The sequence below is a fragment of the Lachnospira pectinoschiza genome (assembly GCF_900103815.1).
GTDB classification, from domain to species: domain Bacteria; phylum Bacillota; class Clostridia; order Lachnospirales; family Lachnospiraceae; genus Lachnospira; species Lachnospira pectinoschiza_B.
Map to the genome: position 1 here is coordinate 278,209 of NZ_FNHZ01000002.1, position 23,707 is coordinate 301,915.

General features: G+C 36.9%; 22 protein-coding genes and 1 other RNA gene. 2 read left to right on the plus strand and 21 right to left on the minus strand.

What is annotated here, in order from left to right:
• Positions 1-119: 119 nt before the first annotated feature.
• The 9 genes from BLQ66_RS05325 to BLQ66_RS11885 all read right to left on the minus strand — a co-directional run bounded on the left by BLQ66_RS05325 (position 120) and on the right by BLQ66_RS11885 (position 7,604).
• Entirely contained in the window at positions 120-917 is a 798-nt protein-coding gene (locus BLQ66_RS05325) for an N-acetylmuramoyl-L-alanine amidase (RefSeq protein WP_074521269.1), read from the minus strand.
• Positions 914-2,008, minus strand: a complete 1,095-nt coding sequence (locus BLQ66_RS05330) for a YARHG domain-containing protein (protein WP_180364696.1) — start codon at positions 2,006-2,008, stop codon at positions 914-916. Before BLQ66_RS05330 ends, BLQ66_RS05325 begins: the two co-directional genes overlap by 4 nt.
• 428 nt (positions 2,009-2,436) lie before the next feature.
• Positions 2,437-2,913, minus strand: a complete 477-nt coding sequence (locus BLQ66_RS05335) for a pyridoxamine 5'-phosphate oxidase family protein (protein ID WP_074521271.1) — start codon at positions 2,911-2,913, stop codon at positions 2,437-2,439.
• Positions 2,914-3,072: 159 nt separating this feature from the next.
• Positions 3,073-3,489 (minus strand): 2-thiouracil desulfurase family protein, encoded by a 417-nt coding sequence (locus BLQ66_RS05340; protein ID WP_074521272.1) that lies wholly within the window; start codon positions 3,487-3,489, stop codon positions 3,073-3,075.
• Positions 3,490-3,580: 91 nt separating this feature from the next.
• The gene (locus BLQ66_RS05345; protein ID WP_074521273.1) at positions 3,581-4,303 is read right to left on the minus strand and encodes a DUF554 domain-containing protein; all 723 of its coding nucleotides are present in this window, start codon (positions 4,301-4,303) and stop codon (positions 3,581-3,583) included.
• 202 nt (positions 4,304-4,505) lie between these two features.
• Positions 4,506-5,429 carry a SufB/SufD family protein gene (locus tag BLQ66_RS05350; protein ID WP_083330275.1) on the minus strand — a complete coding sequence of 308 codons (924 nt, stop codon included), beginning with the start codon at positions 5,427-5,429 and terminating at the stop codon, positions 4,506-4,508.
• A complete protein-coding gene (locus tag BLQ66_RS05355; protein ID WP_074521275.1) occupies positions 5,429-6,169 on the minus strand; it encodes an ABC transporter ATP-binding protein in 741 nt (246 codons plus the stop codon). The genes BLQ66_RS05350 and BLQ66_RS05355 overlap by 1 nt, the downstream gene beginning before the upstream one ends.
• Before the next feature lie 43 nt (positions 6,170-6,212).
• A complete protein-coding gene (scpB, locus tag BLQ66_RS11880; RefSeq protein WP_074521276.1) occupies positions 6,213-6,824 on the minus strand; it encodes an SMC-Scp complex subunit ScpB in 612 nt (203 codons plus the stop codon).
• Between the two features lie 3 nt (positions 6,825-6,827).
• Positions 6,828-7,604 carry a segregation and condensation protein A gene (locus tag BLQ66_RS11885; protein WP_027430632.1) on the minus strand — a complete coding sequence of 259 codons (777 nt, stop codon included), beginning with the start codon at positions 7,602-7,604 and terminating at the stop codon, positions 6,828-6,830.
• Positions 7,605-7,789: 185 nt separating this feature from the next.
• Between BLQ66_RS11885 and BLQ66_RS05370 the strand changes: the two genes are divergently transcribed.
• Positions 7,790-8,662, plus strand: a complete 873-nt coding sequence (locus tag BLQ66_RS05370) for a YihY/virulence factor BrkB family protein (protein ID WP_074521277.1) — start codon at positions 7,790-7,792, stop codon at positions 8,660-8,662.
• Between the two features lie 126 nt (positions 8,663-8,788).
• Here the strand turns inward: BLQ66_RS05370 and BLQ66_RS05375 are convergent, their stop codons facing one another.
• The 12 genes from BLQ66_RS05375 to BLQ66_RS05435 all read right to left on the minus strand — a co-directional run bounded on the left by BLQ66_RS05375 (position 8,789) and on the right by BLQ66_RS05435 (position 22,383).
• A complete protein-coding gene (locus BLQ66_RS05375) occupies positions 8,789-10,189 on the minus strand; it encodes a PhoH family protein (RefSeq protein WP_074521278.1) in 1,401 nt (466 codons plus the stop codon).
• Positions 10,190-10,831: 642 nt separating this feature from the next.
• Positions 10,832-11,677: a rhamnulose-1-phosphate aldolase gene (gene rhaD / locus BLQ66_RS05380; RefSeq protein WP_074521279.1), complete on the minus strand. Its 846-nt coding sequence runs from the start codon at positions 11,675-11,677 to the stop codon at positions 10,832-10,834.
• Between the two features lie 43 nt (positions 11,678-11,720).
• The gene (locus tag BLQ66_RS05385) at positions 11,721-13,124 is read right to left on the minus strand and encodes an L-rhamnose isomerase (protein ID WP_083330276.1); all 1,404 of its coding nucleotides are present in this window, start codon (positions 13,122-13,124) and stop codon (positions 11,721-11,723) included.
• A 9-nt stretch (positions 13,125-13,133) separates the two neighbouring features.
• On the minus strand, positions 13,134-14,558 hold the full coding sequence (rhaB, locus tag BLQ66_RS05390) for a rhamnulokinase (RefSeq protein ID WP_074521280.1): 1,425 nt from the start codon (positions 14,556-14,558) through the stop codon (positions 13,134-13,136).
• A 76-nt stretch (positions 14,559-14,634) separates the two neighbouring features.
• Positions 14,635-14,949: an L-rhamnose mutarotase gene (gene rhaM / locus BLQ66_RS05395; protein ID WP_074521281.1), complete on the minus strand. Its 315-nt coding sequence runs from the start codon at positions 14,947-14,949 to the stop codon at positions 14,635-14,637.
• Positions 14,942-16,072 (minus strand): glycoside hydrolase family 88/105 protein, encoded by a 1,131-nt coding sequence (locus BLQ66_RS05400; protein ID WP_074521282.1) that lies wholly within the window; start codon positions 16,070-16,072, stop codon positions 14,942-14,944. The genes rhaM and BLQ66_RS05400 overlap by 8 nt, the downstream gene beginning before the upstream one ends.
• A gap of 281 nt (positions 16,073-16,353) precedes the next feature.
• Entirely contained in the window at positions 16,354-17,661 is a 1,308-nt protein-coding gene (locus BLQ66_RS05405) for a TRAP transporter large permease (protein ID WP_074521283.1), read from the minus strand.
• Between the two features lie 15 nt (positions 17,662-17,676).
• Positions 17,677-18,198 carry a TRAP transporter small permease gene (locus tag BLQ66_RS05410; RefSeq protein WP_074521284.1) on the minus strand — a complete coding sequence of 174 codons (522 nt, stop codon included), beginning with the start codon at positions 18,196-18,198 and terminating at the stop codon, positions 17,677-17,679.
• 19 nt (positions 18,199-18,217) lie between these two features.
• Positions 18,218-19,240, minus strand: coding sequence for a TRAP transporter substrate-binding protein DctP (gene dctP, locus BLQ66_RS05415; RefSeq protein ID WP_074521285.1), 1,023 nt, complete (start codon positions 19,238-19,240; stop codon positions 18,218-18,220).
• Between the two features lie 662 nt (positions 19,241-19,902).
• Entirely contained in the window at positions 19,903-20,826 is a 924-nt protein-coding gene (locus tag BLQ66_RS05425) for an AraC family transcriptional regulator (protein ID WP_074521287.1), read from the minus strand.
• A gap of 289 nt (positions 20,827-21,115) precedes the next feature.
• Positions 21,116-21,293, minus strand: a non-coding RNA gene (gene ssrS, locus BLQ66_RS05430) — 6S RNA.
• A 127-nt stretch (positions 21,294-21,420) separates the two neighbouring features.
• Positions 21,421-22,383, minus strand: a complete 963-nt coding sequence (locus BLQ66_RS05435; RefSeq protein WP_074521288.1) for a sigma-70 domain-containing protein — start codon at positions 22,381-22,383, stop codon at positions 21,421-21,423.
• 458 nt (positions 22,384-22,841) lie between these two features.
• On the opposite strand from BLQ66_RS05435, the gene BLQ66_RS05440 reads away from it, so the two are divergent.
• Complete coding sequence (locus BLQ66_RS05440; RefSeq protein WP_027430621.1) at positions 22,842-23,483, plus strand: RpiB/LacA/LacB family sugar-phosphate isomerase; 642 nt, start codon at positions 22,842-22,844, stop codon at positions 23,481-23,483.
• The last annotated feature ends 224 nt before the right edge of the window (positions 23,484-23,707 follow it).

The window sequence follows — 23,707 nt, forward strand, 5'->3', positions numbered from 1 at the left end:
TTTTTCATAAAATTATTGTTCATTTATATTGTTACATATTAAGATAATAAACTCAAACAAAATTAAGTTTTTTGTAAAAAAAATTACCGGTAGGATAATTTCCCACCGGTAATAAATAATTACAGTCCTAAATAAGCATCAATTCCATTAGCAATACCATTTACAATCTTGTTCTGGTAAGCATCTGTGGACATCAAATAGTCCTCATTAGAATTTGTCATATAGCCCATTTCAACAATAGTTACAGGAACCTGACACCAGTTAATTCCACTCATTGTATCAGTCTCCCAAACGTATTCCTTTCTACATCCAGTAGCAGCAACTATTTTCTCTAACACATTTGTTGAAAGTGACTTGCTCTTAGAATAAAGGCTTGCGTTGTATGGATTTGAAGAGGTTTGGCAAATAGTCATAGCCCCATTAGCACTAGAATTAGTCGAACCGTTAGCATGGATTCTAATAAATGCGTCTGCATTTGCATCATTAGCAACCTTTGCTCGCTCGCTATTACTAATATTTACATCATTAGTAGTTCTAACCATAATGACCTCATAGCCACGACTCTCTAACTCAGCTTGAAGCTTTAAAGAAACTGCTAAATTTAGTTCATATTCATAAAGTCCTGTAGAAACTCCACGAGTTCCGCTAGAAACCTTGGCTTTCTTTTCAGATGCACCAGGTCCTACAGGTTCTAAACTAGAATCACCTTTAGCTTGGTGACCAGCATCAATAACTATCACGTAGCCATTTGTTGTGCTTTCCTCTTCAGTTGTAGTTTCTTCGACTACATTTTCAGTAACTGATTCTGTCTCTGCCTCAGTAGTTTCACTTGCAGTATTCTTAGTAGAATTCCCACAACCTAGTAAAATTGATGCAAAAATCACTGGTAAAAATACTAGTTTTAAGCTCTTTATCATCTGTAGTTCATTTCCTCCTCATAAGACACGATTGTATCTTTGTTCTTTAATTCAGTTTCAGTTAACATGTCGTCAGTGAAATCGTTTGGCTCAATTGTACCTTTATACCATGATTTAGAGTCAAAATAGCTCTGAAGTGCTTCATCATTGAATTTTCTACCATGTCTTGCATAAAGCTCGTTTCTTGCAATTCGAAGCTCTTCCTGAGTAAGTCCTACAAGATCTTCCCTTGTAAGTAAACGTGTGTCACTATCTGCAATAACATATTCTGAATTATCAGTAGATTCTGTCTCAGCTTTTGTGCTGCTTTCAGTCTCTTTATCCTTGTTCTTATTGCTCTTTGAACTTGTATTATTATCATCGCTAACTGTAGTTACCTGACTATTAGCACTATCTGACTTATCTTTATTAAAGAAATCCTTTGAGAAAAGTAAAGCAATAACCACTATGAGACATACAATTACAAGTCCCATAACTGTGATTATAATCTTATTATTAGAGCTCTTCTCACCAGTTGGCTTTGGAGTCTTAGCTGGCTTAGGAGCCTTTGCAGCTTTAGCTTTCTTAACTGGAGCTGCTGCCATATTTTGCATTGGATTAGCCTGATATGGCATCTGCTGATTTGGCATCTGCTGGCCCTGGTATGGCATCTGCTGATTTGGCATCTGCTGGCCCTGGTATGGCATCTGATTTACTGGCGCATCCATCATCGGTGCCTGATTTACTGGCACATCCATCATTGGTGCCTGATTTACTGGCGCATCCAGCATTGGTGCCTGATTTACTGGCACATCCATCATTGGTGCCTGATTTTTAGTTTCTACAGCCTCACCCTCACCTGTAGAATTCATGTTAGTGTCTGTCATTTCCATGATCTTATCAGCTAAACCGCCAATATCTTCTGTGATCATATTATCAACAGGAGCTTCATTAACTGGAGCCTGCTGAATAATTTCAGGAGCTTCGTTAACTCCTTGTGAAACATTTGTCATTCCAAGCTGCTGATTATCTACTCTTTTTACCGGAGTACCACATTTAGGACAAAATTTGGCAGTATCTGGCAATTGGTTTCCACATTTTCTGCAAAACATTATTTGCACCTCCAAAATATTCATTGTTGTTTAACTCAAACTGACTTGATTATACTTTCATTTTAAAAATTTCTCAAGTAATAATGAATATAATCTATTTTTCTCGTCACTATCTATCTCCTACAAATGAGAAAAAGGCAAGCCCTAAGGCTTGCCCACAAATCTCATAATGTCTTTATTTGTAAAGCGGACATTCGGAATCCGCTTCGCTACTTCCTCATGAACGCAGTGGCACTTTGTGCCACCTGTCAGAAGGGGCTTTAACCCCTTCTGACACTAGTAAGCTTTATACCCCCGCTTAAAGCTTACGCTTTTAAAGCGAGGGATTGCTTACACTGCGTTCAATTTCTCCGGTCCAATCAATGATGCCACCAAACTCAATTATATTAGTGTAACCAATTCTAGCTAGCTTACTTGAAGCCTGCTTACTACGATTCGTTAACAAGCTTACCAGTTATATGCTCAGGCACTAGCTCTAAGCATTGTACTCTTGAGAATGCAGCCTTCATTTCCTTTTCAAGATATTCATTGTCATCTGTAAATTTCTTTACAAGCTCTGTGCAAATCTTTCTAGCAGTTTCTTCATCCTCCACAAGTCTGATTTTTCCAAAAACGATAACGCTCTTTATATTAAGGGCCCAATCGCCTTCTTTTCTATAGCCCTCATCGTAGACGCAAAAGCTTGCCTTATCATAAGCCTTAATTGAATCAATCTTATGACCTTCCTTAGCTCCATGAAAATATATCTTGCCATCTTCACTTGAATAGAAATGATTAATTGGCATACCGTAAGGATAGCCCTCATCACCTAACAAGGATAGAACGCCTCTTTTGGTATTCTTTAAAATCTCGATACACTCGTCATTTTCTAACTGTTGCTTGAATCTTCTCATTTTTCTAAACATCTTTAATTCTCCTTACCTTAAATTTAGCTTTCTCACCTTCTAAGACCTAACGGTAAAGAAATGATGTTACTCCCACAACCCGGTGGCCATGGGCATCAATATTTGTTTGTAATCTTCCTTAATTCTAATAAATGTATAGTCTTATGGCAAGTAAATTTTTTATAAATCCTTAACGTCGATATATTTAATATTGTGTTCTTTTAGAAGCTGCACAAAAACTCCATCTCCTGGAATTAATTTTTTTGAAAATGTACCATCATAGATAGTATCAGGCCCACAGGAAGGGCTTCTAGACTGTAAAATAACAAGCTCTGCCCCAGAATTTAATACCTTTTCAAGGGCAATACGTGCCCCTTCTCTAAATTCTTTATCTACTGATACTCCATTTTTATGACGAACCACACCCTTAACAATTTCTGATGCATCTCTTGGAGTTGGAAGTCCACCAAAAACTTCAGGACAGACAGGAATTACCTCATGTCCCTTTATATATTCTAAAACTTTTTCGTTTCTATTATTTCCACCATTGTATTTACAATTCTTTCCTAACAGACAAGCACTAACCGCAATAACCATAAAATTCTCCCTTCTTTTTCTAGTCCTTATTATACAAAAATAATTGCAATAAAAAAAGGCCAGCAAAAGCTGACCAAATTTTGTAAAAAATTTACATTCCTAACACACTAGTCCAGAAATAACTTACGGGCATTACAAGTATCATAGCTATTATCATGTCTGCTGTTGGAAACATTTTCACCTTAATCATTCTAAAGCCGGTGGCAAGAAGTAGAATTCCGCCACAAGCCTTAAAATCCCCAATCATAGCTGGTGTTGTAAGGGGATAAATCACTCCTGCTAGTAAAAATAAAATCATAAAGATTACAAACTGAGGGATTGCAATAGCAGAAACTACTGCACCAAGTAAACATGCAAAAATAATTGCTGTAAAGAAATCAAGAATGGATTTTGAATATAAAATTGACTGATCTCCTGTCATTCCTGATACGATTGAGCCATAAATTCCTGTTCCACTTGCGCAAAATAATACGATGATAGTTACAAGTGTGTTACTAAACTCTTCCTCTGAAAGACCTGTTGACTTCTGGTGAACAAACTTAGAAACCACAAGCTCCATTTTAGAACAAGCCCAAGTAATCTTATCTCCAAAGTGAATTGCAAGACCAAGGGCAGTTCCCACAACCACTGAGAAAATCACCGCTGGCATATTTTCCATCTCAGTTATGGCATTAATTCCCATGGTCATTGCACAGGCGCCAAAAATCATATTTAGTTTTTCCTTAAAGTCTAGGCTTAGTAAGTGGCCTGCAAATGTACCTACAATTCCTCCTATAAAAACTGACAAGACATTAATAATTATTCCTGTTGGCATGTTAAAAGTTCCTCCCTGATATTTTTTTCATAAATTTTTAAATTGACTTTTGCACAAAAAATTAGAGACGAAACCCGAAGGGTAAGTCTCTAATCCTTTACGATGTGATATGTTATTGTTCTTCATAATTATATATAAGAAAATCTATTGCTCTCAATAAACAGTTTATTTCTGTATATCAAGAATTTTTTTATACAAGTTACTATCTTAAGAAACCAGCAACGATCTGCTCTTCTGCCTCTTCTTCTGTAAGACCAAGAGTCATAAGCTTTGTTAACTGATCACCAGCAATCTTACCAATGGCAGCTTCATGAATAAGTGCAGCATCAACATTTTTCGCATCAAGCTTTGGAATAGCAACAACGTGAGCATTACCCATAATAATTGCATCACAAGCTGCATGACCGTTACATGCTGTATTACCTTCAATTGAAACTTCGAAAATCTGCTCAGAATCGTCCTTTGCAACAGAACGAGAAACTACATCAGCAGATGAGCCTTCGCCGTTTAAAACGACCTTATAATCTGATGTTGCCTTCTGCTCACCATGAGTCATTAAAGCCTCATGAATAAGGAGTGTAGCACCAGCCTTAAGTTCAGCATAGTTAGTACGAACAGTAGAGTCAACACCCTTAACCTGTACCATCTCCATCTCTACGTAGCTGCCCTCTTCCTGATAAACATTAGTAACAGGATTAAGGACACGTGAGCCCTTGCCATCGCCTTCACCGTAGTGCTTTTCAACATACTTAACTCTAGCATTCTTTTCTACATGTAGTGAATGAATACCATCATGCTGTGAATCCTGATCACCACAGTTAGAGATACCGCAACCTGCAACAATAGTTACATCTGCGCCTTCACCAATGTAGAAATCATTGTAAACCATATCTTTAAGGCCACTCTCAGTTAAAACAACTGGGATATGTACGCTTTCGCCCTTAGTGCCTGGCTTAATAATAATATCAATACCTGGTTTGTCAGTTTTAGATACAATTTCAATATTAGCAGAATTGCTTCTAGCCGCACTTTTACCATTAGCTCTAATATTATAAGCCCCCTGTGGAATGCTGTCTAAGTTAGCAACTTCATGTAATATATTCTTCTGAATAGCATCAAGTCCCATTATTTGTCACCTCCTAATTTCTCACATGCAATACTAGCTGCAGCAGGTGTACCAAGTAATCCAGGTAAAATCTCGTCTCTTGAACCCTTCTTCTTAACCTTACCATTTTCAATAACAACGATTTCATCGGCAATGTTTAAGATACGTTCCTGATGGGAAATAACAATAATTGTACCCTTGATTTCCTGTCTCATATTTTCAAAAACTTTTATAAGGTTCTGGAAACTCCAAAGATCAATACCAGCTTCTGGCTCATCAAAGATTGAAAGCTTTGTTCCTCTTGCAAGAACTGTAGCAATTTCAATACGCTTTAATTCACCACCGGATAGAGATGCATTTACCTCACGATTAACATAGTCCTTAGCGCATAAGCCTACCTTTGAAAGGTACTCACATGCCTCAATTGTAGTAATCTTCTCGCCAGCAGCAAGTCTAAGTAAGTCTACAACTCTAATTCCTTTAAAATGTACTGGAGCCTGGAAGGCAAAACTAATACCCTTCTTTGCTCTCTCTGTAATATTAAGATCTGAAATATCTTCACCATCTAAAATAATCTTACCTGATGTAAGAGTGTTCACACCCATAATAAGCTTGGCAAGAGTTGACTTACCGCCGCCGTTAGGTCCTGTAATTACGATAAATTTACCATCTTCAACTGTTAGGTCTAAGTGGTCAATAATTTCTTTAGTCTTTTCCTTCTCATCTTCAACCTGATAAGAAAGATCTTTAATCTCTAACATAACATTTACTCCTAAAAATTTCTAACGCTTAAATTGTATTCAATTAAATATTAAGTGTCAATTGTTCCTCGCCAGAATCTAGATTATTATCAAAATCTTCCTTGGCAATTTCAAGTTCTGCCTCTTCCTTATATTGCTCAACCATGTCCTCAGAAATTGCAGGAAGTTCATCAATAGAAGAAACTCCAAAGCTTCTTAAGAAATCCTCTGTTGTACCAAAAAGCATTGGACGACCTGGAGCATCAAGACGGCCAACCTCCTTGATTAAATTAAGCTCCACAAGCTTACTAACGCTGTGGTCTGAGTTTACGCCTCTGATCTTCTCAATCTCAATCTTAGTAATTGGCTGCTTGTAAGCAACGATTGACAAAGTCTCAAGAGCTGCATCTGTAAGTGAATATTTACGAGGCTGTGAGCAAACTCTAATCAAATTATCGTAGTATTCATGCTTTGTGCAAAGCTGGAATTTACCATCAAGCTCGATAATTCGAATTCCTCTGTCTTCTGCCTCATACTTATCCATCATATTGTGAATAAGCTTAATTGTTGTATCAACATCATGTTCTATTGCAAGACTTAGATGTTCTGCAGAAACTGAATCACCCATTGTAAATAAAACTGCCTCAATAACAGCTTCTGTCTGTTCTATGGTCATTTATTAATCCTCCTCTATGTCCTCGATTAAATCAGGATCATTAATTACTGTAATAAATATGTCATCTGCGGTGTTGTCCTGTCTAACGGTTACAAAACCTGTCTTTATAAGTTCTAGTATTACTAAAAATGTAACAATAACCGCAACCTTACTTGAATTAGCATCTAGTAATTCTCTAAAGCTAAAGGCCTTATAATTCTTCATAAAAGCCTTGATATCTACTAACTTCTCGCTCATAGATACCTCTTCTTTTTCAATCTTACCAAACTTACTTCTAACAGGATCAATCTTCTCCTCTTTACGACGAAGTACATCATGGAAAATTGCATTCAACTTAGTCAAATCGATGCCTGACACCACCTCATTTAAATCGATTGGTGGAGTGTAGTTACTTACCTCAGGAGGAATACTCTCCTTTCTATAATAAGACTTTGTAGCATCCATCTGCTTATCCTTAAGCTCCATAGCCATTGCCTTAAAAAGCTTATATTCAAGCAGCTTTTCAACTAATTCAGCTCTTGGATCTTCCTCTTCGCCTTCTTCGTTAACCTCGCGAGGAAGAAGCATTTTCGCTTTAATATCAAGAAGTGTGGCAGCCATAACAAGGAACTCCGAAACAACATTTAAATCCTCATCCTTTAGCGCATCCACATATTCCATATACTGCTCAGTAATCATGGAAATAGGTATGTCATAAATATTAACCTTATTTTTATCAATCAAATGAAGCAGAAGATCAAGTGGCCCCTCAAACACCTGTAATTTTACGCTTATACTCATATTTTTATCTTCCCTTTATAATTTTATAGACCTTTGAAAATGGCCTACATAACCCTATTATTTTACCTAAAATAAACTATTATTGCAAGATTAAGAAAATTAGGTATAATTAATATATAAGTAATTTTTATTATTTAGAGAAATGACTTTAAATCTAATGAACGGGGATAAGTTAGGTAACTTTTATGAAAAAGAAAATCGACAATGCCAAGAAAAATTTAGAGTCCAAAAAATTCTATCATATTTTTATAGACAGTGCCAACAAATTAGCCAAGGACAGGGTATCCGAATACGCAGCAAGTGCCTGCTACTTCATTGTTTTAAGTATCCTACCCTTCTTAATGGCACTCTTAAGTTTAATGCGATACTTACCAGTCACAAGCCAAGACTTAATAGAATACATCGTTCCAATAATTCCTGCATCCCTACAGCCCATAGCCGCTAGCTTTATAACTAGTGCCTATCAATCATCCGCATCCATTACTGTTGTTACAGCAATTGCGCTTATCTGGGCCGCCGGAAAAGGATTTTTTGCAATGATTAAGGGACTCCACCAAATTTATGAAATCGAAAACTATCCAAACTGGCTCTTTATGCGAATCATTTCAAGCATTTCAGCAATCATTTTTATATTCATAATTGCTGCAAGCCTTTGTATCCTTGTCTTTGGTAACTACATTTTTATGTTCATAATAAAATATTTAAATCACATTCCTTTTATTTCGGACATTTTTGGTACCATTCTTTTTAGTAAAGATCTGCTTTTACCAATAATTTTAAGTATTTTATTTACCTCCGTATTTACCATTATCTCAAGGAAAAATACAAACTTTTTACGAGAGCTTCCAGGAGGAATTTTTGCCGCTGCAGGTTGGTTACTTTTCTCCTACCTCTACTCTTTATGGGTAGAAAATTCACCAAACTTTTCTTTAATGTATGGTGGTCTTTCAACCCTTGTAATCGCACTAGTTTGGGCATACTTCTGTCTCTGCATTATCTTTATTGGTGCCGAGATTAATATGTTTCTTCGACGTCACGTTTATTCAAAAAAAGCGTAGCCAAAAGTTAGAAAAGAATTTTTCTTCCTAGCTTTCGACTACGCTTATATTTTTTCTTTTTATGAAAATGTGTCTCTTACTTTCAACTCATTAACTCCAAAGCAACTATGTCGCTTTTTTACAACCCTACAAAGTAAGTCTCTTAGCAGCTTCCATGGCAAGTGGGCTTCGAACAGATTCGTTTCTATCAAAGACTAACTGTGCACATAGGTTACTGCCTCGCATCTTCTCAGCAGCAAATACAAGACCGTTATTAATCTTATCAAGCTTTGGATTATCAATCTGGTCAGGATCACCGGCAACAATAACCTTTGTTCCCATACCAGCTCTTGAAATAATCTCCAAAATCTGGCCAACTGTGGCATTCTGAGCCTCATCAATAATTAAATAAGAACCAGTAATTGAACGACCTCTCATGTAAGCCATTGAGCAAATTTCCAAAATTCCATCCTCAAGCAAATCATCGATCTGAGTATGAATCATATCCATAGATTCATTTTTCTCATTAGCCTTAAGTAAAACCTCAAGGTTATCGATAAATGGTGCGACAAGAGGTCCCATTTTCTCCTCAAGAGTTCCTGGTAAATAACCGATGTCTGCATCTGAAAGGACGTTGTTTCTTGTAATCATGACCTTCTGATATCTAACATCTCCTCTTCCACCCTGGCTGTAGCTTTCATCAAGTCCCGCAGCAAGGGATAGAAAAGTCTTTGCACAACCTGCAGGTCCACGAAGAATAACTAACGGTATTTCTTCAGGTGGTGCCATAAGTGCATAAAGTGCAAATTTCTGCGCTACATTTTTACCAGTTATACCAAAAGGATGCATGTTATCTTTGATTCTATAAAGCACGTCACCTCTGCAAATCGCAAGGGCTGTATCTGTGGGTTTATCTGCGTTTCTTACTAAACAAAACTCGTTTTCCTCAACTTTTACTTCTCTGTCTTCGTCTTCATAAAATTTAAATCCATCAAGGACTCCTACACTTCCACCAGTTATTAACTCATTAAAGGATTTTCCATCAATATAGGCCTCGCATCGACCTGTATAAATATCATCCTCATTGTCAATTTCCTCGTTATGATAGCCCTGAGTTTCAACGCCACAACAAATTGCATTAATACGCATCGAAACATCATTAGTAATTAAAATTACAGGATCTTCTGTATTATTAGCTCTTGTAATAACTGAACTAATAATTCTATTATCCGCTTTTTCAAGACTATAACCCTGTGGGAGATTGTCTTTATTAATTCCATCTGGATCAATTAAAAATCTGCCACCATGCGGAAGTGGAATTCCCTTCAAGTAATCTCCATCATGTTTCAAAGAATCTATAAGTCTAATTGCCTCTCTTGCATGATAACCAACTTCACCAGGTGCACTCTTCTTTCTATCAAGCTCCTGTAATGTGGTAGATGTAATTACAACATCATTGTCATCAAAGCCATAAATGGAATTTGGCTGTTGAATTAAGATATTGGTGTCTAGTACGTAGGTCTTTGTTACACACTTTTTCTTAGCCATATTCAGTTCTCCTCTTCACGATTTATAGTTTGATTCTTCACCCTCCAAGAAGATATCTAACTTTATTTATAATAGAATTATAGCATAAGTTAACTTTATTATAAATAAAAAACATGTAAGGATTATGGAAAATATAGGAAAATTCTCGCTTCTGCCGGGACTTTCGGCTGTGACCCGCTTGCTTACTGCCTTTCAGCTGTATTAAGTTTCTCGGTTATACCGGAACTTCCGGTCGCAACCCGCTTATTTACTACCTTTTCTGAGAAGTTTGACCCTAGCCTGACTTTTTACCCTCATTAGGTCAATGTTTCTTGAATTCTGCTTATTCAATTTTAATCCCTATAGGGAATTTTTTTCGCATTGGGTCAATTGCCACCAAAAAAGCTCCTAAAAAGCTTACTATTTTAATCCTAATCGAAGACTTTTTCGCCGCTAGGTCAACAATTAAAAAATCAACTAATTTAAAGCAAGAAAAAATTGACCTAACAGGATAATAAACTCCCGTTAGGTCAATCCCACACGTTCAGGACATAAAACATCCCCCAAATTTCAATTTCAAATCAACTACATCTACTTCCAAGCTAATACAACAATCTATCGCTAGGCAAACAACGAAGTGCATTTGCCCTACGCACATCACCCCTACGATATCCTCTTAATTGACTTCTCCGGCAAATCAAGGAAATCTCTTCTATAATCTACTCCGAAATACTCAGCAAGCTTCACCATATCTTCATCCTTAATTGTGTTGATTCTCTCCTTGCCAGTTGCAGAAGTTAACATATAAATCTGAGCTGCTTTTTCAACGGTCTCAATAAGTCCAAAGGTTTCATCAAGACTTTTACCAGCACCGTAAATTCCATGAAGTGCCCAAACTACAAGTCTAAACTCCTTCATTTTCTTAGCTGTTGCCTCGCCAATTTCATTAGTTCCGCAAAGCATCCAAGGAAGGACTCCAACGCCATCTGGGAAAACCACGATACACTCAGTGCACATTTCCCATAAAGTATGAGTAAATTTCTTCTCATCTAATTCATGAATATAGTTCATAGCCAAAGTATTTGTTGGATGAGAATGAATGATTACGCGGTTTTCTGGGTCTACTGAAAGCCTAGCCATATGACTCATTAAATGAGCAGGTAACTCACTTGTAAACTTCGAGCCATCCTCAAAACCCCAAAGAAGTTCTGCTGTGTGGCCATCCTTTCCAATCCTAATAATTCCAAGATTGTTTTCCGGTTCCTTCTCAACATTTTTAAAATATTTACCAGTTCCTGTTACTATAAAAATCTTGCCAATTAAAGGATCTGCTTTAAAGCCCATATCAATAGTTCTAGATATTTTTGATAAATCTAGATATTTTGCAACCTCTTCCTCATCAAGAAGATAGCTGATATTTCCTCCATTTCTCTCATCCCAGCCAAGTCTATACATATTAGCTGTTGTGTCGCACATTTCCTTTACAAATTTTGCATTTAAAATGTCCATGTTCTCCTCCCAATTTTACTAATTTCAATTTCATCTCAATGGATTATTCAATATCATAAGCAGAGATAAAGGTTTCATCTGCTGCCACCATGCCGCTTTTATCTCTCCCATTTTCTTTTGTTTCGTTTGCTGATACATTTTCAAAGGAATCAACTCGTTTAGAGAGCACTTCCTTCTCATAGCGAGCCACTTCACTATAGTAGTCATCCACCACGCCTTCACGTCTTAGATACTCCTGCCAAATGTCGCCAAATGGTAATTCCTTTAGCTTTTCCTGCATAACCATAAGCTTAGTGAAGTCCGATTTATTCTGTAATTCTTTTAATGAGCTTGGTTCAAGTAAGGCATAAAGAAGGGCCTTTTCAAGGTTTCTAAGTCCTGTTGTCCAAGCAGAAATTCGATTGATAGAGGCATCAAAATAATCAGTGGCAATAAAGACTCTATCAAGAGCATCAGCTCTTACAATTTCCTTACAAATCTCCCTAGTTTCATCGTCAAATAAAATCACATGATCACTGTCCCAACGAACCGGTCTAGTTATGTGAAGGGCCAAACGTTTATTGAAAAGAAGCATGGAGCTAATCTTGTCAGACACCAGCTCAGTTGGGTGATAGTGACCATTATCCATAAGCGGAGTTATGCCTGCATTTGCAACATAATTCATGCAAAACTCGGCAGAACCCACGGTGTAGGACTCAACGCCGATACCAAACACCTTAGACTCAAGGCAAACAAAAACCTTAGTTTTATCATAAGGAATCGATAAAATCTCATCTAAAGACTGCTTAAATCTAGCTCTAGGGCCAAGTCTGTCTGCTGGAATATCCTTATAGCCATCAGGAATCCAGATATTCATAAGGCAAGGCTTTCCTGTTTCATTAGCAAAATATTCTGAGATTTCAAGGCAACGCTTGCCGTGTTCCACCCAGAATCTGCGCACCTCTTCATCTGGTGAAGAAAGTGTTAGGCCGTCCTTTACCATTGGATGTGAGAAAAATGTAGGATTAAAGTCGATTCCTAAATCATTTTCCTTAGCAAAATCCACCCACTTTTTAAAGTGCTTTGGCAAAATGTTGTCGCGGTCCACTTTTCTACCATTAATTGTTTCACCCTCTTCAATGATTGCGTAACTTGCATGAAGATTAAGTTTTTTTGCCCCTGGAACTAAGGAAATAACCTTCTTTATATCCTCCATTAATTCCTTGGGATTTCTCGCTCTGTATGGGTAATTTCCTGTAGTTTGAATGCCTCCTGATAGGGCTTCTTTTGAATCAAATCCAACTACATCATCTCCCTGCCAGCAGTGCATTGAGACTTCAACCTTACTTAACTTCTCAAGAGCAACTTCTGTATCTACCCCAAAGGATCTATAAACTTCCCTTGCCTCTGCATATCTTCTTGCCTTATCGCACTTTCCAATTTCATCATTATTTCTTGCTATTTCCATAATTCCTCCCTAAGCAATCTTTACATTGCTCTTAAATTCATATCGTTTAATTTCAAAAGATTTTCTAACTAGTTCTCTTGCTTCTAACAAGCTAAGCACATCTCCTGTGGCCATCATGCTTGCTAGTAAATTGCCTACTGCTGTGGCCTCAGACGGTCCAGCAAAAACTGTAAGTCCTGTTTCAAGGGCTGTTAATTCATTAAGCAAATCTGCCTGTGAGCCTCCACCAATTATGTAGAGTTCAGAAAATTTCTTAGCAAGGAGCTCTTCGATTTCCTCCTTTGCCTTTCTATAGCCTCTAGCTAAGGATTTATAAACTACTGCTGCAAGTTCACCAAGACTTTCTGGAACTTGTTGCTTCGTATTTTTACAAAAATCTTTTATAGCTTCTGACATAGATTCTGGTGCTAGAAACTCATTAGAATTCACATCCACAATTGACGGGAAGTCCAAATTTTCTCTAGCTAATTCGCATATCTTTGAAAATGTATACTCTTCCCCAAACTCTCTTCTTAACTCCTGAATCATCCAAAGACCCATGATGTTTTTTAGGAATCTAAAACGATAGTTAAAGCCACCCTCGTTTGTGAAGTTACATTTTCTTGCTGCATCTGTTAAATAAGGACTTAGATTCTCGCAGCCAAACAAAGACCAGGTGCCAGAACTAATATAGAGTGCATCTGACTTTATACTTGGAAGTGCTAGAATTGCAGAGGCTGTGTCGTGGCTTGCACACATACAAACCTTTGCTCTAAAGCCAATCTCTTCTGCCATTTCCTTAGTAAAATCAGAAAGAATTACTCCCGGCTTTCTTAAATGTAAGAAAATCTCTTCAGGTAATCCAAGATCCTTTATAAGTCCGTAATCCCAGTTCTTTGTGTCAGGATCTACAAGGCCTGTAGAGCTTGCGTTTGTGTACTCATTTGCCTTAACGCCAGTTAATTTAAACTGGAAGTAGTCTGGTAACATTAAAAATGTTTTTGCTTTTTTTAGACTTTCTTCTTCCTGTAGCTTTAAAGCCATAAGCTGATAAATGGTGTTAAAAGGCTGCTTTTGAATGCCTGTCCTTCTATATAAGCTTTCACTATCTATTATTTTTTCAACCTCAAGATCAATATCCTTAGTTCTATTATCTCTGTATGCGTAAACATCTCCGATTAATTCATCCTTTTCATCAAGCAAGCAATAATCCACCGCCCAAGTATCAATGGAGATGTATTCTGGTTTCTTGCCTAATACATTACACATCTTTAGACCGATTTTTATCTGTTCAAAAAGATAATCTATATCCCAGACTTTATGTCCGTTTTTATTAGTCATTGCATTTTTAAAACGGTAAATTTCTTCTAAAATTAATTTACCATTATCTAGGTGACCTAGGATATGACGGCCACTTGAAGCGCCAATATCAATGGCTAAATATAATCCCTTCATTATCGCCCCTCCCTTTTGCTCTTTATTCTTTATCTTTAATAAGCAACTTAAGCAAGAAGCTTAAGCAAATCAAAAACTAGCTTAGATAAAATACATTTCTTAAATCGTCCTGAACCGGGCTATTATCTGCATTTACTCTCATTAGAGGTGCCATGTAATCCCACCACTTTTTATTAATTGGAGTCTTTGCAATCTCCTGCCACTTTTCCTCGCTTTCCACCTCCACATATCCGTAAAGGACGTTAGTATCCTCATCAAGGAAAATTGAATAATTATGACCTCCATGACTTCTAATTACTTCCTTCATTTCTGGCCAAAGTTTGTTATGTCTTTCTTCGTATGTTTTTGCGCACCTAGGATTTAGGTACATTTTAAATGCTTTTCTAATCATGTAATAACGCCTCCGCTAAAGCCAAAATTGTTAGTGACTGTCCATATGCCATTGGGGCAATTAGGATATTTTTATAGTGGTTCGCATCATAGCCCATGCCTGTACCACCTGAAACGTTAAGAACTGTTCCGTCCTCATCGATATTTTTTAAGATTGCTTTTACAGCCTTGTCAGCTACGCAAAGATAAGAATCATCTAAGATTCCAAGTCTAATACCCTTTAAGATACCTGCTGTAATTGCTGCAGAACCTGAAACTTCCTCGTAACTTGACTTATCATCAAGAACTGTATGCCAAAGTCCTGATTTAGCCTGTAATTTCTTTAATGCATTTGCCTGAGCCTTATAAGTATCAAGAATAAATTCCTTAACACCTGCATTCATTGTGCCCTTAAAACATTCGATGTAATCAAGGATTCCTAGAGTGAACCAGCTATTTCCCCTACACCAGAAGATTCCGCCGAAATTATTCATCTCATTAAAAGTCCAACCGTGATAAAATAAACCGCTTTTATTATCATAAAGATATTTAATATGCATAAGCACCTGATGAATGGACTCATCTATCCAATCCTGACGATTGTATTTTTGTCCCATCTTATTAAGGAATAGGACTGTCATGAAAATGGTGTCGATCCACATTTCGTTTTCATTAAGACGAACCCCTTGTCTATCCCCATTAGCACTTGTTACGTGCTGGAAACCTCTTTCCTTAGTTCTTGGTAGACAATTCATAAGCCAATCAGCCCAGTCAAGACAAAGCTTTTCAAATTCAGGATCCTTGTAGCACTCGTTTAACTCCACAAGTGTAAGAAGAGGTGTTGTAGTGTTTATGTTTCTTGATGGAAGGCCGGCGCTTATATTTTCCTTAAACCAGTTATATAAAAACTCCTTGTAGTTGTCGTTATTCTGGTACTTCATAATCTTTAGAAGGCCTAGTAAACCAACCCCCTGTGGCCAATCCCATTCCTTTATACCAAAGTCTCTTTTAAAGAAGCCTACTGCCTCACCCTTTTTTGCAAGTTCTGCATCATCTTTTGTTTCTGAACCTAAATTCATTAGTTTATTAATTACAAGATCTAATTTTTCTTCGATTTCTTTTCTGTCATTATTTTTAATACCCATAAAATTTCCTTCTTATCCTAAAAAATTTGTAAAGCGGACATTCGGAATCCGCTTCGCTACTTCCTCATGAACGCAGTGGCACTTTGTGCCACCTGTCAGAAGGGGCTTTAACCCCTTCTGACACTAGTAAGCTTTATGCCCCGCTTAAAGCTTACGCTTTTGAAGCGAGGGATTGCTTACACTGCGTTCAAAAAATTGTTTAAGAAAAAGGGCCTTGTAAAATTCCCGTAGGATTTACATTTTCACAAAGCCCTTTATCTAGATTGTAAGTTTATATATAACTAGCCTAGTAATCCAAGAATACCTGGTAGCCACATACTAAAGGCTGGAATAAATGTGATAAGTAAAAGTGCTGCCACAATTACGCCAAAGTATGGTAATAACTTCTTTATAACGTCTTCAACTGATAGCTTTGAAACGCTACAACCTACGAATAATACGCTACCAACAGGTGGTGTGATTGTTCCGATTGAAAGGTTCATAACCATCATTACACCAAACTGAATTGGATCCATACCAAGTGTCTTAATGATTGGTAAGAAGATTGGTGTGAAGATAAGTAATGCTGGTGCCATATCCATAAATGTACCAACGATAAGTAAAATAAGGTTGATAATAAGTAAAAGTACAATCTTATTTGATGAAAGGCTAAGTAATGCTGCTGAAATAGCCTGTGGAAGGCCTGTAAATGAAAGCACGAATGAAAGTACTGATGAAGCACCAATAATTAACATTACGATAGCTGTCATAACTGCAGTTTCTCTTAAAATCTTAGGAAGATCTCTAAACTTAATGCTCTTATAAACAAAGCAAGCTAAGATAAATGCGTACACAACTGCAACACCACTAGCTTCAGTTGGTGTAAAGTAACCTGAAAGGATACCACCAATGATGATTACAATAAGGAATAAGCTTGGAATTGCATCCCAGATTGTCTTTAAAACGATTTCCTTAGTTAACTTATCTCTCTTAATTACGTAGCCGTGCTTTTTGCTATATACAAATGCAACTAACATACAGAAGAATGCCCAAAGTAAACCAGGAATCCAACCAGCCATAAGAAGTGCTGCTACTGAAACACCACCACTTGCTGCTGAGTAAACGATAAAGGAAGCTGTTGGAGGAATAAGCTGTCCAACTGGAGCTGATGCAATATTTACTGCTGCTGAGAAGGCCTTGTTATAACCCTGCTCTTCTTCAAGTGGCTGCATAACACCACCAATAGCTGTTGCTGCTGCGATACCTGATCCTGAGATTGAACCAAACATTGCGTTACCTGCAATATTTGTCATAGCAAGGGAACCAGGAACCTTACCTAAAACTAACATGGCCAGATTTATCAGTCGTTTTGCAATACCGCCGTTACTCATAAGTAAGCCTGCAAGTAAGAAGAAAGGAACTGCAAGTAATGTGAAACTATCGATACCTGTTACCATTTTCTGTGCTGATATAAATACTCCAAATTTAGGAGTTAAAAACATTGTCAATGTAAGTAATGCCGATGAAATAATGCTAAATGAAACTGGAACCGACAAAGCCAGTAACAAAAAGAATGTAATTACTAAAACAATTGCTGCTTGTATTTCCATATTTATCCCCCCTATTTAGACTGCCTTCTTAAAACTTGGAGCCTCTTCCTGCTTTGATGCATTTTCATTATGAAGCTCAGCTCTAAAGTCTTTGATATGCTTAACAATCTTATCGATACCGTAAATTACCATTAAACAACCACTAATTGGAACGCAAACATAGTAAACTTCCATTGGAAGCTGCATAGCTGCTGATAACTGACCTGCTGCATTAGCTGTTACCATAATGCCACCAACAATCATTACAAGTACGCAAAGGGCAACTACAAAGACATCCACGAATAACTTAACTAATGCATCGTTTTTCTTAGTATTTTTATTCATGAAAATGTTAATAGCTAGGTGTCTGTCCTGACCATAAGCATATGGAACGCCCATGAAGGTTACCCAAATTAACATATATCTAAGTAATTCTTCTGTATATTTACTTGGGTCGTGGAGGATAAATCTTGTAACTACCTGCCATACGCAACCAAGAACCATGCCACAAACAAGAACGCTTAGTATAAATTCAACTGTTTTGTTCAAATATTTCATAACTCTCTCCCATCTCTACTTAATTAGCGTAGCTTTGAATATCATCATAAAGTGCCTTGTATTCTTCGCCTTTTGCACAGAACTCCTCATGAATTGGCTGAACTGCTTCAATAAATGCTGTCTTATCAATATCTCTATAAACATGAACTCCCTTTGACTCGGCTTCCTCAATAGCCTCTGCCATCATGTCGTTGTAGACACTTACGAAGTTGTCATTAGTCTCTTCTAAGGCTGTGATTAAGCACTGTCTCTGTTCTTCAGTCATCTTATCCCATGTCTTAGTACTGATTATGAAAATGTCTGGAGAAAATTGATGTTCTGTATATGTATAAGACTTTACTAAGTCCTCATGTCCATCAACTGTTAATGCAAGTTCTGTATTTTCAGCACCATCAACAACTCCCTGCTGAAGTGATGCATATGTTTCTGAACTTGCCATTGGTACTGGTGTACCACCCATTTTTTCGATTGTATCCATTGATGTTGTACTTGCCATTGAACGAATCTTTAAACCTGAAAGTACACTTGGATCTGTAACTGCCTTATCTTCTTTTAAGTAGAAGTTTCTAGATCCATTTGCATAATAACCAATTGCAATGAAGCCATATTCTCTAGTATCTGTAAATAAATTCTTGATTTCACTACTTTCTCTCATTGCTGTGTAGTAATGCTCCTGGCTCTGGAAAAGATATGGAATAGAAAAGATTGCGTATCTGTCATCAAACTGTCCTAATGTATTAGAACTTACCTTTGCCATATCAAGGATTCCTGCTTGTACCATTTCAACTTCAGAACTTTCTGTTCCAAGTACGCCACTAGCAAAAATCTTTACATTAATTGTGTCATTTGACTCTTCTTTTGTGAATTCAGAGAATTTAGCTATTGTTTCTGCAATTTCTGAACCTGCAGCCTGATTGTGCGCTAACTGAATAACTAATTTGTCCGAATTTTCGATGCCTTTTACGCTAATAAATGTTCGACCTACAATTATCAAACATAAGATTATACATAAAAACCCCAAATATTTCTTTTTGAATTTCATGAAATACCTCCCTTTAATATTCTTTGCTTAACCCTTTAATATTTAACATATAGCTATCTGTTGGTCACATTATATCATTAATGTTTTTAACTTTTCTTAAACTATATTGCGGGATGGTGGAGAAATTCGAACTATATTGCACTAAATGTGGAGATGGGAAGTGTAGAAAAATGGAAGTTAGGAGGGACTACGAAAAACTTGGGGGATGATGGAAGTGTAGAACGGAGGGAAGTTAGGAGGGACTACGAAAAACACGCTCTCGCTTGGCGCAGCTCGGAGCAGATGCTAAGCCCTCTTTACGGGCTTCGCCCTAAAGATGGCAAGCACTGCCGGCTGCACACAGATTTTTCTTTAGTCCCTCCTAACTTCCTACTTCACTTCATCTCCCCCGCGAGAAGGGGGCGCCCTAGCTGGGGCTTTTACTACCCGGAAATGTAGTGTTGACGGGTGGGTGGGGATACGGCAAATGCGCTTCGCTGTTTGCCTACCGCGACTTAGATAGAGTTTAAAGGACATACACCAAATGCGCTTCGCTGTTTGGCTACCGCAACTTAAATAGAGTTTAAAGGACATACACCAAATGCGCTTCGCTGTTTGGCTACCGTGAAAGAAAAAAAAATTAGGGCGCCAAAGTTGCTTCGCCTTTGGCTACCCTGACTGAGTTAAATATAATCTGAATCATCTATTGTATTTAATTCTTTCTCACCATAGGTCACGCTATGATGGCTTTTCTTATATTTTAATGGTGTGATGTTTAAAAACTTCTTAAAGACTCTTTCAAAATATGTCATGCTTTCAAAGCCTAGTAAATCTGAGATTTCTAGGATGCTTTTATCTGTTGTTTCTAGTAGATCTGTTGCTTTTTTTATTCTGAAAATGTTTACGTATTCTGTGATTGTAAATCCTGTGTATTCTTTGAAAATTCTGCAAAGGTAATATTTGCTTAGATAGAGTTTGTCTGAGATTTCTTCTAGGGAAATCTGCTTAGTGTAATTTTTTTCAAGGTAACTTGAAATTCTAAATACTGTTTGGGCTCTTGCATCGTCTCGCGGACTTGCTACATTTTCATTCTTAGAATAGCTTTGTGAAAAGCGCGATAGCCATGCTAGTAGATAGACTGAGATTCTATCTTTATAGCCTGATTGCTTCTTAGTAAATTCGTGGCGCAAATCTCTATATAGATTTAGAAAGTTTGCCCTTTGCTCGTCATTAAAATGATATATGCCATAATTTTTATGAAAAAAATCTACCAAGTTTAGGCCAGGATACATTTTATCAAAGGCGCACATCTGCTCGTAATCAATATAGAGAATTACTCGATTATAGCCGCTATCGTCCTCATCCACAGTTCGTGTGGTGTGAACTAGATTGGTATCAATAATTGCAAGGTCCCCAGCGTATGCATTATACGATTTGTTATCGAAGAAAAACTGACGTTTACCTTCAATTATATAGAAGAACTCATATTGGCTATGAAAATGTTTCACCTTCATATCAAACTTTTGATACCTGATGAGCTGCTCCACCGAAACGCCATCTACTTTTCCAAAAAATGTTATTTTGTTCTCAACTTTATTCAATCCCATACTCAAGCCTCCAAAACTAGAAAATAATAATTAAATAGGATGTCTTATTTTATCATTAAATTGTTTAAGAATTAAACCTACTTTTTTAGGGTTTTTAAAGATTAGCTATGACTAGAATACTAGAAATGTCTTGATTTTTCATACTTTAAGCCTAGCTATAGTTCTTATTAAAAACCTTAAGGGAAAATTAATCAAGAATTTTCTAGGTCAAAAAAGTCTAAATTCTAATTTGTAACCGCGCACAAAAAAAGTTCCATACTTTCGTATGGAACTTTAATAATCTTTTATAATATCTCCCAGAACGCCGTCCGCCTACGGTTTCGACTCCTAGCAAAGCCAGGTGGGTCACCGCAACTATACATCTGCCATCCACTCTGAGGAGGCTCGACATCAGCATAGCGATATAGGAATCCCGTCGAATAAATGTAGGATCAAAATAAGTAGGTTTGCGAACGCCCCAGGAATTGATATTCCCGTATTCATTTCTCTAAAGAGATTGCTCTCTTAACTTATGTTTATTATGGCACTATTACTGAAAAAAGTCAATATCTTAATAGTACAAAAGGACTAGTAATAGTTAAAAAGTATTAGTTTTTATTTCTTTTTTATAGTCTTTGGATAGTCGATGTTTTCAATATTTTCTGCTGAAAGGCTAATTGCTTCATTTATCTCATCTTCTGAGACTTTCATCTCTGCTGCAACTTCCTTTACAGTAGGCTTACGACCTAAGTCTTCCATCATGCCCTTTGCGAAATCATTTACCTTATTAACCTTATTTAAAATCTTACCAGTTACAAGGTTTGCGTTGCCTTCTTCATCAAGAAGCATATCAAGAGCATCTTCAATCTCTGACTTAACGGCCTTGTTGATTTCTCCTAAAACATAAAGTAAATCTTCTGTTGAGCCTTCCTTAATCTTATCTTTCCACTCGTAGTTATTAAGCCACTTCTTCTCACCAATATAAGACATCATAGCTAAGTTAGCTTCCTGTACAAGGTCTGAGGCTAAAACCCCCTTGTTTCTATAAGGTGTGATCCACTCAATAACCTTCTCTAAATATGATTCACTAAGGATTGCAAGGGATTCCTTGTCGTTATCTTCAACGATATTCATAAGTAAGAAGGCCTTTGAAGTATCTGATAAAGGCTGTATTCTTGCAAGGTCATCTAAGTATAACTTAAGGTACTTCTCATCTTCTTCATAGTTAAGATTATTGGCGATTTCCTTTGCCACGTTGGCATCTTTTTCGTCTACGTCTTCCTTTGATGAAAATAGATCAATGCCCTCTATTGTTACATTTTCATCATCATCCTTAGAATCTTCTGGCTTTGTCTCATCCTTAAACATCTCTTTAAACTGGTTGTCTTCTTCTCCTGAAACTGTGATGTTGTGGGCAAGTAAATATCCAGTAATCATTCCCATCTTTGTCTCATCAAGGGACAAATCCTTAAAATAACTGTTGATATCATCTTGATTTATTATATTGCCATTGACTTTGGCGTATTCTTTTAAGCTGTTAAGGGCTTCCATAAAGGCTGCCTGATTGTTATCTGCCATATTACCTCCGATAATTCGTCTTCACATTGCAACTCTAAAAGAGTTGCAACAGTTTTGGAACCTCATGCATTAAATGCCTTCGGCGGCATGAGGCTACATTGCAACTCTTTCAGAGTTGCAACAGTTATTATAACAGTAAATTGCTATTCTGCAAAGTGCATTAGCCTTCTTAGTTGCCTTATTTATGATTATTTTATAAAAATTAATTTGCACATTCTCCCATTAAATTGCAAGTTCGTGTATTATATGAGTTAGGCGTGATTTTGGCGAGAAAAGAATGGGAACAATCATTGACAAAAAGCATATTTTTGCTTAATATTAAAATGTTTGTAAATTCTACTTTGTAGCCAAAAAATGCTACAAATAAATATGCCTATGAAGACTAGATATATGCTAGCTTTTAGGTGTATTACAATTTAATCGTTTGTAACAAAATTTTAGAAGGTGAGGAGAAAAATATGAGAATCGCTCTTATTAATGAAAACAGCCAGGCTGCTAAGAATAGCGTAATTTATGACGCTTTAAACAAGGTAGCTAGCGCTAAGGGACATACAGTAGATAACTACGGTATGTATTCAGCAGAGGATAACGCTCAGTTAACATACGTTCAGAACGGTATCTTAGCTGCAATCTTACTTAACTCAGGAGCTTGTGACTTTGTTGTTACAGGTTGCGGTACAGGTGAAGGTGCTATGCTTGCACTTAACTCATTCCCAGGTGTAATTTGTGGTCACGTTGTAGACCCTTCAGATGCATATATGTTCATGCAGATTAACGATGGTAACGCTATCGCTCTTCCATTTGCAAAGGGCTTTGGTTGGGGTGCTGAACTTAACCTTACATACATTTTCGAGAAGTTATTCGAAGGTGAACCAGGTGGCGGATACCCTAAGGAAAGAGTTGTTCCAGAGCAGAGAAATAAGAAGATCTTAGACGGCGTTAGAGCCGTTACACTTAACCAGGATTTAGTTGAAAGCTTAAAGAAGCTTGATAGCGACTTAGTTAAGGGCGCTGTTGCTGGTGAGAAGTTTGCTGATCTCTTCTTTGCTAACGCTAAGGATGAGAAGATCATCGAATACGTTAAGACTTTAAGAGCTTAACTAATAAATTTCATTATCGAAACCTCATGCATTTATGCATTTGGCTATATAATGCTTTTATCATAAGTATTATATTTATAAAACGTAAAGTAGCATCTTTTTCATAGGTCCCCCCTAATTAAAAAATTTACTACTTTACGTTTTTTTATTTTTTGTAAAAATGTGACATAAAATGACATTAAAAAATGGCATAAAAAATAACATAAAAAACGACATAAAAAACG